The sequence below is a fragment of the Cellulomonas sp. P5_C5 genome (assembly GCF_054049655.1).
On record NZ_JBFULY010000001.1, the window covers coordinates 207,022 to 221,459 of the forward strand.

Consider the following 14,438-nt stretch of genomic DNA (forward strand, 5'->3'; position numbering starts at 1 on the left):
CCGACAGATGTTTCGATGGGCGCCATGGGTGCACTGACGATGGAGTCCCTCAACAAGACGTATGGCGAGGTCCGCGCGCTGCGCGACCTGTCGATGGAGGTGCGGGCCGGTGAGATCGTCGGCTTCGTCGGCTCCAACGGCGCCGGCAAGTCGACGACGATGCGGATCGTGCTCGGCGTGCTGGAGGCGGACTCCGGCGAGGTCAGCTGGGACGGGCGGCCGGTCGACCTGGCGGTGCGGCAGCGCATCGGCTACATGCCCGAGGAGCGCGGCCTCTACCCGCGGATGAAGGTCAGCGACCAGCTGGTCTACCTCGCGCGGCTGCACGGGCTGAGCCCGTCGTCGGCCAAGGCCGCCATGGAGCACTGGACCGAGGTGCTCGGCATCGCGGAGCGGCGCGGCGACGAGATCCTCAAGCTGTCGCTGGGCAACCAGCAGCGCGTCCAGCTGGCCGCGGCGCTCGTGCACTCCCCCGACATCCTCGTGCTCGACGAGCCGTTCTCCGGCCTCGACCCCGTCGCGGTCGACGTGATGAGCGGCGTGCTGCGCGACCAGGCCGCCGCGGGTGTGCCCGTGCTGTTCTCGTCGCACCAGCTCGAGCTCGTCGAGGCCCTGTGCGACCGCGTCGGGATCATCAAGAGCGGGTCCATGGTGAAGTTCGGCGGGATCGAGGAGCTGCGCCGGACCGACGACCGGCGCTGGGTGGTCGACGGTCCGCCCGCGGCGACCTGGGCCGGCGCGGTCCCGTCGGCCCACGTCGTGTCCGCGCAGGGCACGCGGTCGGTGGTCGAGGTCCGCGGGCAGTCTTCCGACGGCGTCGACCAGGAGATCCTCCGCGCGGCGATGGCGGCCGGGCCCGTGCACGAGTTCAGCCTGCTGCGCCCCTCCCTGACCGAGCTGTACCGGCACGTCGTGACCACCGACGCCACCGCGACCGACCGAGAGACGGTGTCCGCATGACCCCCCGCCCGACCGTCGTCGAGATCTCGAACGGCGCCGCCATCCGCCTCATCGCCGGGCGGGAGATCAGCACGCGCGTCCGGTCCAAGGCCTTCGTCTGGACCACCGTCGCGCTCGTCGCCGCCGTGGTGCTCGGCGGGGTCCTGCTCAACATCATCGGCTCGCAGGCCGACACCGCCCAGCAGGTGGGCGTCACGCCTGAGGCGGCCGACATCGCCGAGCAGATCGTCGCCATCGGCGCGGTGACCGGCACGACGATCGAGACGCAGGACGTCGACTCCGTCGAGGAGGGCGAGGCGCTCCTGAAGGACGGCACCCTCGCCGCGGTCGTGACGGGCACCGACCCGCTGGCGGTCAGCGTGCACACGTCGCTCCCCGACGCCCTCACCCCCGTGTTCGCGTCGCTGGCGCAGCAGGAGGCGCTCACGTCCGAGGTCACCGACCTGGGCGGCGACCCGGGCGAGGTCGGTCGCGCGATCGCGCAGGCGGAGCCGGACGTCACCGCGCTGGAGCCCGAGCCGGAGCAGGACAGCGCGCAGATCGTGGCGGGGTTCGTCGCGGGCATCCTGCTGTTCATCTCGCTGATGACCGCCGGCCAGCTGGTCGCGCAGGGCGTCGTCGAGGAGAAGTCGTCGCGCGTCGTGGAGCTGCTGCTGGCGACCGTGCGGCCGTGGCAGCTCATGGCCGGCAAGGTGCTGGGCATCGGGGTCATCGGGCTGAGCCAGGTGGTGCTCGTCGTCGGTGCGGGGGCCGGGACGGCTGCAGCCCTGGGGCTCGTCGACGCCAGCTCGATCAACCTCGGCGTCACCGCGCTGTGGGTGATCATCTGGTTCGTCGTCGGCTTCACGATGTACGCGCTCGCGCTCGCCGCGCTGGCCGCCCTGGTGTCGCGCCAGGAGGACGTCGGCTCGGTGACCGCGCCGATCATGACGCTGATGATGATCCCGTACCTCGTCGGCGTCAGCATCGCCCCGTGGGACCCGACCAACCCGCTCGTCGTGTGGCTGAGCTTCGTCCCGTTCTGCGCCCCGATGCTGATGCCCATGCGGATCGCGCTCGGCGAGGTCGCGCCGTGGGAGGTCGCCGTGTCGCTCGGGCTGTCGCTGGCGCTGATCCCGGTGCTCGTCTGGCTGGCCGGCCGGATCTACTCGAACGCGGTCCTGCGCAGCGGCGGGCGGATCAAGCTCAAGGACGCACTGACAGCGTCGTAAGTGTTTGCGCAGGTCAGGTGGGTGTTCACGAGAGTCATTCGGGGGTTGCATCTGGACGCATGTCCCAGAGAGGATGCGCGACATGCCCGCCGCCCCGCCGCCCGATGTCGTCGAGCCGTTGCACCCGTCCGGCATCGCGGAAGCGGCGACGGTGCTGGCAGCAGCCCTGGCCGACGACCCCGGCTTCGTCCACCTGTTCCCCGTCCGCGCGCGTCGCGAACGTGAGCTCCGCGCGATGTACCGGATGACCCTGTCCGACTCCGTGCAGCACGGTCACGCGTTCGTGACCCGGCTCGACGGCGAGGTGACCGGCGCCATCGCCCTCTACCCGCCCGGCACCTACCCGATGACCCCCGCCCGCTGGTGGCGCCAGGCGTTCCGCATCGTGCGGATCGCCGTCAACACCCGCGAGCACAGCCTCGGCATCATCAAGTTCGGCGACGTGACCTCCGCCGGCGTCCCGGGCGACTCCTGGTACGTCGAGGCCCTCGGCGTCCGTCCCGACCTCCAGCGCGCCGGCCGCGGCAAGCGCCTCATGGCGACCGTCTTCGGGCTCATCGACGGCGCCGGCGCACCGTCCTACCTGGAGACCACCAAGCCCGACAACGTCGGCTACTACACCGCCCTCGGCTACAACCCGGTGAAGTCGCGCGTGCCCCTCGGCCACCCCGACGACGGACCGTGGATCTTCCCGATGCACCGCTCGCCTGTGGCTAGCGGCATGTAGCGTCAGCCCGCATGGGGGGACGTCGACTTCGCGTCCACCTTCATCACGGTCGCGCCGGACGCCTCTGCCGTCGCCGGCGTGGAACCGTCCGGGACGACCATCGCCGCCACTACCTTCTCCCTAATCGCGTCCGCGCCCTACGCGCTGCGGCGCTCCGACGTGATCTCTCAGGTGTGGCCCTCACGGCACGCGGTCGACCCTTCGTCTCTTGACGCGTTGGCGTCCTTCTACTCCCGGTCGCACCCGTGCCGCGGTCCAGCTACCTGAGCAAGCGGTACGGGTGGGACATCCACGCCGACGCCAACTGGCGGCTGGCGGTGTCCGCAGCGGGGTCGGACGCGTGCGAGGCGCTCGCGGCAGGGACCGCTGGACGGGTCGGCGGTGACGGTGCGGCCGGCGCTGCCGAGCTCGAGGCGGTGACGTGACATCTGGCCGCCGACGGTCCGGTCAGTCCATCACGGACCGCGAACTCGCCAACTGTCCGGTGGTCGGCAAGTTCTCGGACCTCGCACCTGGCGAATCGCCGAACCGCCGTTCGATAGTCGTCAACACCGCCGGCGCCATGTTCGTCCTGCGAAAGAGTGAATTTCACGATCAAGCCAAACCCCCCTCGCCGGCCGCTACCCTAGCCAAGGGCAGCCGTCGAGCCCGACCGATTTCCACAAGGAGGGCGCGCCGTGCAGTTGGCTGAACTTACGGTTAGAGGTTTGTTCGGAAAATATGATCATAGAGTACCTTTTCCCACCGCTTCCGAGGAGGACGCGGTTCCATCCGTCGTCATCCTGCATGGGCGCAATGGTATTGGGAAGACAACCGTGCTTCGCATGCTCAATGGAATGATGGCGCTCGACTTCTCCGCATTTCGGGCCGTGCCATTTGGAACAGCGCGACTAGTCTTTAACACTGGTTCCGCCATTTCGGTCGCAAGGCGGCCCGACGGTGTGCTCGTGGCCGAGTTCGACGGCGGATCCGCGCTACTCAGCCCCGACCAATCCGGTCCTTGGCGCGAGCAGGATGTGGAAGACGTCGAAAACTTCCGCAACCGTTTCAAGACAGCAACGGAACTGCTCTCCTTCGAGTATCTCGGCACACGTCGAGACCCTTTGGAAGAAGTCGTAGCAGGCGAACGCGCGCAAGTTGTGCGCGCTGCACGGAATAGATTGGTGCACACAGGTTCCGGCGAGTTGTCGGATGTCATTGCGCTTGAGGCGGCACTGGCCGCCGACCGACATCGAGATCGCGGCCCTCGCACTAGCTTGGCTGAGAAGGTCAAGCGCTTCATTCGCGAAGCGCAACTCGACTCCCCTTCATATTTTCGATCCAATCAGCCCGACCTGTTTATTCGGGTAATTGACGAACTTGCAAATCCGGGCAAGGCGCCCATGAAAAGAGAGGAGATTGTTCAGACGCTTAGCCGCGTCCACGAAATGGAGGCGACGCATCTCCGTCTCGGTTTGGGTCGCGATCAGTGGGACTTCGAGCGACTAATGGGAATTCTCGGTGCGAGTGGATCGAACCTAGACGAGCGGGTGCTAGCGGTTCTCGGCACCTACACAGAATTCCTGGAATCGCGAGCTGGCGCCCGCCAACTTATTGCGGAGCGATTGCTCACATTCGAATCCGTAATGGACGAATTCCTTTTCGACAAGTATGTACGCGTCGACGCTCGACAAGGCTTGACAATAAACGGTACGGACGAGGTGTCCAGCCTGTCCGAGAGCCAACTTTCATCGGGCGAGTTCCAACTGCTCTACCTCATGGTCTCCGCGCTAACCACGCGCCGACGAGGGACAATCATCGCTATCGACGAGCCAGAGCTCTCGATGCACGTCGGCTGGCAACGGAAACTGCTTCCAAGCCTAATCCGCTGTGCATCACGGGCGGCTCCTCAGTTCGTGATTGCAACACATTCCCCCGACGTCGCTGCTGGATATCCGCAGAGCCTGATCGAACTCAGCGGGTCCGTGATGTTCGATGCTGAGACGTGAGCCCCAGGCAATCTTCGCGGCGCATCGAATGGATCCTGATCGACGCGAGTTGTACGTCGAGGGGGTGACGGACCAGATATTCCTTGAGTGGCTCGCCCAGGCGCAAATTTCGAGCAATGCGCGAGTCATCGGGATAGATTTTGTCGAGATCGACTCCGGCACTGACGGCGGAAATCGCGGCCGTCTCTTGAGATTTCTCACTCTCGCCGACGATGTCGACGCTGATATTCGCGGACTTGTGGACGCCGATCATTTCCGCCTGCACGATGGTGGTGAAGTACTACCAGCCAAGGCGTGGCTCACTGATCATCGGGACCTTGAGAGTTATGTGCTCGCAGAGCCGAATCTCGATTCGGTACTGCGCGCAGGCTGCGGCATCTCCGAGCCACCCGCACTAGATATCTTTAATTCGATGGTGACGTGCGCGCGCTTCTTTGCAGCTGTGCGACTTGCTTCTATCCAGCAAGGACTTAGACTACCCGTTTCGGACGGCAAATGGATCCGACACGTCGACACTGCTGACGGTTTGTGCATTGATATTCGCAAGAGGCCGGCAGTTAGTGCTCTTCTTCAAGCCGCCGATCACTCCCTGAGGCTGCTGGACCAGCTGTTGCTCGATATCGAAGTCATTTCCGCTCACCTTCAAACGATTCCAGAACGCGACGTTATCCACGGGAAGGACAGCATGCGGATCCTGACAAAGCAACTTGCGACTCTCGGAATTCGCGTCGATGACGCTGGCAGGCTGGTGCGCAGCACGTTCGCCCGCGAGCACGTCGCCCAGTATCCGACGCTTGCCGCGATCGTGTCCTATCTTTCTGGCGAATAGTTCTCCCCTGAACCCATGTGTCCCCCACTACCGGCGCGCGCTATCATGCCGCCAGGCCGCCGTTTAGTGCTTTAGGCGCTAAAGAGCCGGCTCGGTTCGCCGATGGTGTACCGGTCGCAGCCGGGCTCGCCGGGGAGTTCCTCGCGCTCGCCGACAAGGTCGGGGATTGCGCGCTGGTCGGTCGGCACTACGTGGGCGTAGGGCGGCAGCAGTGGGGGCGGTTCGCCCGCAACGATGGACGATCCGAAGAAGCTGTTCCACTCGGTGCGGCCGGCGCTCGCGGTGCGCTGGCTGGGCCAGCTCCCGGACGCCGCGCTCCCGCCGATGACGCTCGGCGATGTGGCGGCGCAGACGGTTCTGACGGCCGGGCAATGCGACGCGATCGACGACCTCGTCGCGCTCAAGGCGGTCACGCAGGAGACGGGTTCCGGCGCCATGCCCGCCGTGCTGAGCTAGCTGGTGTCGGTGGAGCTGCTCGACCGGCCCTGGCTGGAGTATCGACGGACCGATCTCGACGCCACGCGGGCGGTCGCCGCGGAAATCTCCGCCACGCGTTGCGGACGTACGCGGCCTGACCTGTGCTGTCGGACGCGGCTGCGACCATGAGCCGTGTCCTTGCTGCTGCTCCTCGACGACCCGTCGCGCGCTGGCGTGGTGGAGCTGCAGTCGCTGACTGACCAGGGCGAGGCGCTCGGCTCGGTCACGGTCGCTGCCGAGGACCTCGTCGAGGTCGTCCGCGAGCGTGAGGCGGACCGGCCGCGGTGGGTCTGGGACGACACGTCGCGCCGCTACCCGGCGCTGCTGGCGGCAGGGGTGCGGGTCGAGCGGTGTCACGACCTGCGGCTCTGCCACGCGATCCTGCGGCGGAGCGTGTACTCGAAGGAATCGGCCCTGGCCATTGCGGAAGCGGGGCCGTGGGACGGGCCTCGCACGCCGCCGCCGGTCGAGGGCAGCCTGTTCGACGACGCGGGACCGTCGACCCCGGCGGATCCCCTCGACGAGCTGCGGAACCAGCTCGCGGCGGTGGCGGGTGCGGACGAGCCCGGGCGCCTGCGGCTGCTGCTGGCCGCCGAGTCCACGGGTGCGCTGATCGCCGCGGAGATGCAGCACGACGGGATGCCGTGGAGCGTCGAGGCGCACGATGCCCTCCTGACGGAGATGCTCGGTCCGCGCCCGCGAAGCGGACGGCCGGCCAAGCTGGAGGCGCTGGCCGACGAGGTCCGGGAGGCGCTCGGGCAGCCGTCGCTGAACCTGGACTCGCAGCCGGACCTGCTGCGCGGGTTGCGGTCGGCGGGTTGCGACGTGGAGTCGACCGGGAAGTGGGAGATCCAGCAGCTCGACCACCCGGTGAAGGAGCCTCTGCTCGCGTACAAGAAGCTCGCCCGGCTCCTCAGCTCCAACGGCTGGGCGTGGATGGAGGCCTGGGTCCACGACGGCCGGTTCCGTCCCGACTACGTGCCGGGCGGTGTGGTGACCGGGCGGTGGGCGACCAGCGGTGGGGGTGCGCTCCAGCTGCCCGCGAGCGTCCGTGCGGCGGTGCGTGCCGACCCGGGGTGGAAGCTCGTCGTCGCCGATGCCGCCCAGCTGGAACCGCGCGTGCTGGCCGCGATGTCGGGCGACGGCGCGATGGCCGCGGCCGGTCGGCACGCCGACCTGTACCAGGGGGTGGTGGACGCGGGCATCGTCGAGACCCGCTCCGAGGCCAAGTACGCGATGCTCGGCGCGATCTACGGCGCGACCACCGGCCCGTCGGCGGTCCTCATGCCCCGCCTGACCAAGGCCTACCCGCGGGCGGTCGCGCTGGTCGAGGCGGGCGCCCGGGCCGGAGAGCGCGGCGATGTCGTGTCCACCTGGCTCGGCCGCACGTCACCGCGTCCGGACGCAGCCTGGCAGGCGGAGCTCGCCGCCGCGTCGGCCGAGGGAGCGGGTGCCGAGGACGTCCGGGCCGCACGCCGACGCGGGCGGGACTGGGGGCGGTTCACGCGGAACTTCATCGTGCAGGGGACCGCCGCCGAGTGGGCGCTGTGCTGGATGGCGTCGCTGCGGCGCCGGCTGCTCGCGGTCGACGGCCGGCCGCACCTGGTGTTCTTCCTGCACGACGAGGTCATGGTCCACTCGCCGGCGGACGTCGCCGACGTGGTCGCGGTCGCCGTGCGGGAGTCGGCGGTCGAGGCGGGACGGTTGCTGTTCGGGGACACCCCCGTGGACTTCGCGCTGAACGTCACCGTGGTGGACAGCTACGACCAGGCGAAGTAGCGGTCAGTGGCTCAGGATCAGCTTGAGCGCGATGACGAGGAGCCCGAAGCCTGCCGCCAGGGCGGTCTCGCCCAGCAGCGGAGCACCACGGACCCCGGCTCGGTGTGCCGCGAACGCGGCGACGCCCGCGAGCATCGCGACCGTGAACCAGAGCGAGAGGAACGCGGCGTTCGCCACGTTCATGCCGAGGATCCGACCGATCAGGAAGACGACGAGCACCGGCAAACTGCCCAGCAGGACGCCGGTGTTGTTGCGCAGCGCGTGGCGGAGCCGGTGGTGCGCACTGTGGTCGGTGTCCTCGAAGCGCCCGCCGATCGCGTCCGCGTAGACGTGCGCGAGCCAGTAGGTCACCGAGACCAGGGCGGTCGCGACGACCACCAGCTCGCCCGTCTCTGCGCCGGCGCTGGTCGCGGCGAGGACGACGCTCGACACCAGGGCGCCGTAGAGCATCTCCGCCGGCCCCTTGCTGTGCAGGAACCGTCCTACGCGCGTGACGCGATCGTCCACGTTCTCCCTCAACCCTCCGCGGTCGGACAACGGTCCCTATCGTGACCTATCCGGAGACGGGCCACCGCCTCGGCGCCGATCAGGACGACGTCGGCCAGGTCTGGAGCCGGCCGCACATCCCGTACCGGCGCGGCGCCGGGTCGGCCTCGACACCGGAGACCGTGCCGCGGGCGAGGTGCGGCGCGACACCGCGGAAGAGTCCTTCGAGCGCGGCCGCGGTGCTCTCGGTCTCCGGGTAGACGTTGCGCGTCCACGTCTCCTGCCAGCGCGGCGCGAACGGTCGGACCAGGCGGGTCGCGGCGTCGTGGAGCGGTGTGAGGGCGGCGGGGCCGAGGCGGTCGACGGCGGCGCCGAGCTCGGCGTACCCCTCCAGGGCGAGGTCGCGGCGGCGGCGGGCGGCTGCGGCGATCTCGTCGTCGGAGGCCCCCTCACCCGGGAGGGTGGCCGCCTCGCGGTACGCGGCCGGGTCGGCGAGGACGGCCGCCGGGAAGGTCAGGACGGCGTCGCCGGCCTCGGGCAGCCCCGCGTTCGACATGAGGACCAGGACCTCGAGGTCGCCGTCGTTCACGGCGCGGTGCACGACCCCGGGGCCGAACGAGACGATCGACCCGGGGCGCAGCGGGTGCACCAAGAACCCCGACGGCCCGAGCGTGTGGACGGCCCCGGTCCCGCCGAGGACGACGTACGCCTCGGACGAGGCGACGTGCAGGTGCGGCGACCCGCTGCCCGCCACGCCGACGCCGTCGGGTGAGGGCCAGTCGTACACGCGCAGGTGGCTGATCGAGACACCACCGGGAAGTCCGCTCATCGGATCAGGATCCCCCGACCTGGGGCCGACCGGTCGGTCGTCTCATGCCGGGACCGACTCCGCGCCGAGCGCGGCCAGCGCCGCGGCGGACGTGGGGTCGCTGGGACCGTCGGCGATCACGACCGCGTACCGGAACCGCAGGGTGTCCCCGGGGACGAACGGGACCTCGGTGGAGAAGAACGGTGCCGGGTTCAGGCAGCCGAACTGCTCGGTCCGGGCGAACCACTGCGGCGGGTGCGACGGGTTGTCGGTGCCGTCGACGATGACGACGGTCGACTCCCCGCCGGTGTCGTCGTGCCGGCCGACGAACCCCATCCAGGGACCGCGCGTGCCGCGAGCCTCCTCGCCGCCGGAGAAGTCGGGGGCGAGGAGGGTGCCGCCGGTGAACGACCGGGGACCGCGCCAGAACAGCCCGCCGTACCCGGCGTTCTCGCGACCGCGCGTCGTGGGCGACCCGATGGTCAGGTCGTCGGCGGACACGTTGGTCATCGTCGTCTCGAACGTCAGCACCCAGGCGTCGTCGCGACCCTCCGGGACGACGAACCCGAGGGTCCGCTGCTCGTCGATCACGTGAGCTCCGGCCTGCGTGTGCCAGGCGAGGGTGTGCGTGAGGTCGACCCGGTCCTGCTCGACCGTCAGCGAGGTGAGCGCGACGTGGTCCATCGACCCGTCGTTCTCCAGCTGCACGTACCCCTGACCGTGCACGTAGGTGGGGCCGCCCCAGAAGTTGTGCTCGCCGACCACCGGCAGTGACCAGGCGATGCCCTTGTGCCACACGTGGTCGTGCGGCCGGAACGCGGTGACCAGGTCGCCGCCGCGCGTGCGGACCGGGTGCAGGTAGGGGCGCGGGCTCTCCAGCTGCACGTCGGTGGGGACGTAGATGTACTGCGCCAGGGTGGTCCCGTCGAGGACGACGTCGATCGCCCGGCCGACGTCGTGCAGGGCGGAGAGGGTCACCGGTCCGCCTCGAGCGAGACGCCGAGGTCCAGGTCGCCGATCGTCACCGGCAGGCCCGTGACCAGCGACTGGTTGGCCGCGATGCCGACCGACACGGCCCGCAGCCCGTCGAGGTACCCCGCGGGGCGGCCCAGGGCGTCCTCGGACACCCGCAGGTGCCGTCGGAACACGTCCTTGAGCAGGATCGCGTCGCCGCCGCCGTGCCCGCCGATGCCGTCGGGGATCGGGAACTCGGTGGCCCGCTCCCAGTGCTTCTGCACCAGCAGCCGCTCCCCCTCGGGCCGCAGCGCGTCGCCGAGCGAGGTCGGGGTGGCCGACGGGTCGAGCAGCGCGTTGCCGTCCTCGTCGAGCGCGATCGCCCCGCGCTCGACGACCTCGAGCTCCGCACGCCCGGCGGTGCCGTTGACGGTGACGCGGTACCCCTCCCAGGGACTGTGCGCGTTCAGCGAGTAGGTCAGGGTGGCGCCGCGGCGGTAGTCGACGAGGAGCGCCAGGTTGTCCTCGATGGTGATGCCGGGGCCGAACACGTCCTGGTCGCGCAGGTAGCCGTCGTGCTCCTCGGCGTCGAGGTACAGCGACTTCAGGCGCGGGTCGGCGTTGAGGTCGAGCGTGAACGGGTCGCCCACGACGCCGGTGCCCCGGGCGGGTCGGGCGCCCAGCCCGCGGTCGGCGGCGTTGCGGTCGCCGTAGAACTTCAGGCCGCCGCGGGCGTAGACGCGGGCCGGCACGTCGCCCAGCCACCAGTTGACCAGGTCGAAGTGGTGGCTCGACTTGTGCACCAGCAGGCCGCCGGAGTTCTTCTTCTCGCGGTGCCAGCGGCGGAAGTAGTCGGCGCCGTGCACGGTGTCCAGCGCCCACTCGAAGTGCACGGACGTCACCTCGCCGATCTCGCCGGACGCGATGACCTGGCGCAGGGAGGAGTTCCGCGGGGCGTACCGGTAGTTGAACGTCATGACGACGTCCCGGCCGGTCTCGGCGACCGCGCCCGTGATGCGGCGGCAGCCGGGCCGGTCGACGGTCAGCGGCTTCTCGACGACGACGTCGGCCCCCGCGGCGAGCGCCCGCGCGACGAGCTCCGCGTGCGCGTGGTCGGGTGCGGTGACGATCACGACGTCGACGGACTGCTCGGCGATCATCTTCTCGAGGCCGTCCGGCGCGTACTGCGGCAGCCCGGCGGTCCGGCCGAGAGCCTGGGAGACGACCCCCTCGTAGTGGTCCATCCGGCCCGGGTTGGTGTCCAGAAGCGCGACCAGGGTGGCGACGTCGGCGTGCTCCCCGACGATCGCGTCGACGTACATGCCCGCCCGGTGCCCCGTCCCGGCCACGGCGTAGCGCAGGCGCTCACCCGGCGGCGCGGGGGCGAACTCGGGGATGACGCCGGGTCCGGCGACCGTGCTGCTGCTCGATGCGGGACGCGGTGCGGTGGGGTTCTGGTCGCTCACGGGTGTCCTCGGTGTGTGTCGTCGCCTCGTTGCGACGGACGCGTGGGAAAGCGTTGTCCGTCGGTAGGTAGCCTAAGCGGTGGACCTGAAGTTGCACAGAGGAGATCCGATGTCCCCGCGAGCCACCGTCCTGCTGCACCCCGACTTCCGCGTGGGCGAGATCGACCGCCGCCTGTTCGCGTCGTTCGTCGAGCACCTCGGGCGCGCCGTCTACACCGGCATCTACGAGCCGGGCCACGAGACCGCCGACGAGCACGGCTTCCGCCGCGACGTCGCCGACCTGACCCGCGAGCTCGGCGTGAGCATGGTCCGGTACCCCGGCGGCAACTTCGTCTCCAACTACGTCTGGGAGGACGCCGTCGGACCCGTCGAGAACCGCCTGCCGTTCATCGACCTGGCGTGGCGGACCATCGAGCCGAACACCGTGGGCACCGACGAGTTCCTGCAGTGGGCCGAGCGCGAGGGCATCGAGCCGATGATGGCCGTCAACCTGGGCATCCGCGGGGTCGCCGCCGCGGCGGCGCTCGTCGAGTACTGCAACGGCGAGGCCGGGTCGCGCTGGGCCGACCTGCGCATCGCGAACGGTCGCGCCGAGCCCTACGGTGTGCGGCTGTGGTGCCTGGGCAACGAGATGGACGGCCCGTGGCAGATCGGGCACAAGGACGCCGACGAGTACGGCAAGCTCGCCGCCGAGGCCGGCAAGGCCATGCGGCTGGTGGACCCGTCGATCGAGCTCGTGGTCTGCGGCTCGTCGTCGATGATGATGGACACCTTCGGCTCCTGGGAGCAGACCGTCCTCGAGCACACGTGGGACGTCGTCGACCACCTCTCGATGCACGCCTACTACGAGGAGATGGACGGCGACCGCGCCTCGTTCCTCGGGTCCGGCACGTCGATGGACCGGTTCATCCGACGCGTCATCGCGTCCGCCGACGCCGTCGCCGCCCGGCGCCGGTCCGACAAGGTGGTCACCCTGTCGTTCGACGAGTGGAACGTCTGGTACCTGCAGTCCCGGTTCGTCGGCGAGAAGAACCTCCCGCTGCAGAGGGACGCCCCGCGCATCATCGAGGACGTCTACTCGGCGCTCGACGCGGTCGTCGTCGGCGACCTGCTCGTCACGCTCCTCAACCACGCCGACCGCGTGCCCGTCGCGTGCCTGGCCCAGCTGGTCAACGTGATCGCGCCGATCATGACCGAGCCCGACGGGCCCGCCTGGCGCCAGCCCACGTTCCACCCCTTCGCGACGACCGCGCGCCTGGCCCGCGGCACCGCCCTCGACCTGCGCGTCTCCTGTCCGACGATGGCGACGACGGCCCACGGCGACGTCCCGGTGGTCACCGCGGCCGCGACGCTCGACGGGTCCGACGTCGCCGTGTTCCTCGTCAACCGCTCCGCCGAGGCGGTCGAGGTCGAGCTGTCGCACCCCGGCGTGACGCTGGCCCTGGGCCGGGGCGTGCAGGTGACCGCCGACCACGAGCCCGCCGTCGAGGGACCGGAGCACGCTGCCGCGGTCGCGGAGCGCCACGTGTGCGAGGTCGACGGCCCCGCGTCGGCCACGGGCAGCACCGTCGTGACCCTCGCCCCGGAGTCGTGGACCGCGCTGCCGGGCACACTGACCCGCGCCTGACGCCGCACCGAGCTCGGCAGCCCGAACCACGGAGGCCGGCCCGAACTGCCAGTTCGCCCACTGCAGAGCGCCCGCACGGTGCGACTATCGACAGATGAGACGTCTCGGGCTCGTGGTCGGCTGGCTGCTCGGCCTGCTGGCCGCGGGCCTGGTGGGCTTCGGGGTCGCCGCCTACCTGAGCCCGAAGCCCGCGTCGGTCGTGATCCGTCGCCGGTTCGACCGCAACGGCGCCGAACGGCTCACCGCGACCCTGCCCTTCGTCCCCGGGCACGTCGTCTCCACCCTCGACATCCCCTACCGCGACGGCGACCCCGACGCCCGCCTCGACGTGCACCGCTCGACGACGCCCGACGTCGCTCTCCCGACGATCGTCTGGGTGCACGGCGGCGCGTGGCTGTCCGGCAGCAAGGACCTCATCGCCAACTACCTGCGGGTGATTGCCGGCGGCGGCTGCACGGTGGTCGGTGTCGGCTACTCGATCTCGCCTCGGGCCACCTACCCGACGCAGGCACTCCAGCTTCTCGACGCCCTCGCCTACCTCACGGAGCACGCCGACGAGCTCGGCATCGACGCGCAGCGCCTGGTCCTGGCGGGCGACTCGGCAGGCGCCCAGATCAGCGCGCAGGTCGCGGGCATGGTGACGAGCCCGGCATACGCCGCGTCCATCGACGCCCACCCGCGGATCAGCCCCGACCAGCTCGCGGGGACCGTGCTCTTCTGCGGGGCGTTCGACATGTCGCTCGCGCGCGGGCTGCGCGGCCGCAACCGCTGGTTCGTCGACTCGGTGATGCGGTCGTTCACGGGCACCCTCGACTATCTCGACGACCCCCGTTTCTCCGGCATCTCCGTCGTCGAGCACCTGACCGCCGACTTCCCGCCGACGTTCGTCTCCTGCGGCAACGCCGATCCTGGACTAGGCCACACCCTGTCGCTGATCGCCACGCTCGAGCGGTTCGGCGTCCCCCACGAGACCCTCCTCTTCGACGCCGACCACGTCCCGCCCCTGGGGCACAACTACCAGTTTCGCCTCGGCACCGACGCCGGCCAGGAGGCCCTGGCCGCGATCCAGCGGTTCGTCGAACGGCTGCCGTAGGCCGTCGCGGGTGCACGGCCACGCGTGGCGGCG

15 protein-coding genes are annotated in these 14,438 nt (G+C 69.9%); 11 read left to right on the forward strand and 4 right to left on the reverse strand.

The features are described from left to right. Window positions 1-24: 24 nt before the first annotated feature. From ACXJKF_RS01015 to ACXJKF_RS01055, 9 genes are all read left to right on the forward strand, one after another. Window positions 25-960: an ABC transporter ATP-binding protein gene (locus ACXJKF_RS01015; protein ID WP_456785879.1), complete on the forward strand. Its 936-nt coding sequence runs from the start codon at window positions 25-27 to the stop codon at window positions 958-960. After that, window positions 957-2,171, forward strand: a complete 1,215-nt coding sequence (locus ACXJKF_RS01020; protein ID WP_456785880.1) for an ABC transporter permease — start codon at window positions 957-959, stop codon at window positions 2,169-2,171. The genes ACXJKF_RS01015 and ACXJKF_RS01020 overlap by 4 nt, the downstream gene beginning before the upstream one ends. A gap of 82 nt (window positions 2,172-2,253) precedes the next feature. After that, on the forward strand, window positions 2,254-2,898 hold the full coding sequence (locus ACXJKF_RS01025; RefSeq protein WP_456785881.1) for a GNAT family N-acetyltransferase: 645 nt from the start codon (window positions 2,254-2,256) through the stop codon (window positions 2,896-2,898). A gap of 78 nt (window positions 2,899-2,976) precedes the next feature. Beyond that, entirely contained in the window at window positions 2,977-3,165 is a 189-nt protein-coding gene (locus ACXJKF_RS01030; RefSeq protein WP_456785882.1) for a hypothetical protein, read from the forward strand. Beyond that, entirely contained in the window at window positions 3,144-3,323 is a 180-nt protein-coding gene (locus tag ACXJKF_RS01035) for a hypothetical protein (RefSeq protein ID WP_456785883.1), read from the forward strand. The genes ACXJKF_RS01030 and ACXJKF_RS01035 overlap by 22 nt, the downstream gene beginning before the upstream one ends. Window positions 3,324-3,575: 252 nt before the next feature. Next, complete coding sequence (locus tag ACXJKF_RS01040; protein ID WP_456785884.1) at window positions 3,576-4,886, forward strand: AAA family ATPase; 1,311 nt, start codon at window positions 3,576-3,578, stop codon at window positions 4,884-4,886. A gap of 64 nt (window positions 4,887-4,950) precedes the next feature. Beyond that, window positions 4,951-5,715 carry a hypothetical protein gene (locus ACXJKF_RS01045; protein WP_456785885.1) on the forward strand — a complete coding sequence of 255 codons (765 nt, stop codon included), beginning with the start codon at window positions 4,951-4,953 and terminating at the stop codon, window positions 5,713-5,715. A gap of 234 nt (window positions 5,716-5,949) precedes the next feature. Then, window positions 5,950-6,171, forward strand: coding sequence for a DNA polymerase beta superfamily protein (locus ACXJKF_RS01050; RefSeq protein ID WP_456785886.1), 222 nt, complete (start codon window positions 5,950-5,952; stop codon window positions 6,169-6,171). Window positions 6,172-6,324: 153 nt separating this feature from the next. Further along, entirely contained in the window at window positions 6,325-7,971 is a 1,647-nt protein-coding gene (locus ACXJKF_RS01055; RefSeq protein ID WP_456785887.1) for a bifunctional 3'-5' exonuclease/DNA polymerase, read from the forward strand. A 3-nt stretch (window positions 7,972-7,974) separates the two neighbouring features. On the opposite strand, the gene ACXJKF_RS01060 is transcribed toward ACXJKF_RS01055, so the two are convergent. The 4 genes from ACXJKF_RS01060 to ACXJKF_RS01075 all read right to left on the reverse strand — a co-directional run bounded on the left by ACXJKF_RS01060 (window position 7,975) and on the right by ACXJKF_RS01075 (window position 11,685). Then, the gene (locus tag ACXJKF_RS01060) at window positions 7,975-8,478 is read right to left on the reverse strand and encodes a hypothetical protein (RefSeq protein WP_456785888.1); all 504 of its coding nucleotides are present in this window, start codon (window positions 8,476-8,478) and stop codon (window positions 7,975-7,977) included. Window positions 8,479-8,557: 79 nt separating this feature from the next. Beyond that, the gene (locus tag ACXJKF_RS01065; RefSeq protein WP_456785889.1) at window positions 8,558-9,286 is read right to left on the reverse strand and encodes a cupin domain-containing protein; all 729 of its coding nucleotides are present in this window, start codon (window positions 9,284-9,286) and stop codon (window positions 8,558-8,560) included. Between the two features lie 42 nt (window positions 9,287-9,328). Next, complete coding sequence (locus ACXJKF_RS01070) at window positions 9,329-10,243, reverse strand: DUF6807 domain-containing protein (RefSeq protein WP_456785890.1); 915 nt, start codon at window positions 10,241-10,243, stop codon at window positions 9,329-9,331. After that, window positions 10,240-11,685, reverse strand: a complete 1,446-nt coding sequence (locus ACXJKF_RS01075; RefSeq protein ID WP_456785891.1) for a Gfo/Idh/MocA family protein — start codon at window positions 11,683-11,685, stop codon at window positions 10,240-10,242. Before ACXJKF_RS01075 ends, ACXJKF_RS01070 begins: the two co-directional genes overlap by 4 nt. A 109-nt stretch (window positions 11,686-11,794) precedes the next feature. Between ACXJKF_RS01075 and arfA the strand changes: the two genes are divergently transcribed. Next, complete coding sequence (gene arfA, locus ACXJKF_RS01080) at window positions 11,795-13,312, forward strand: arabinosylfuranosidase ArfA (protein ID WP_456785892.1); 1,518 nt, start codon at window positions 11,795-11,797, stop codon at window positions 13,310-13,312. 94 nt (window positions 13,313-13,406) lie between these two features. Continuing rightward, window positions 13,407-14,405 (forward strand): alpha/beta hydrolase, encoded by a 999-nt coding sequence (locus ACXJKF_RS01085; RefSeq protein WP_456785893.1) that lies wholly within the window; start codon window positions 13,407-13,409, stop codon window positions 14,403-14,405. Window positions 14,406-14,438 lie beyond the last annotated feature (33 nt).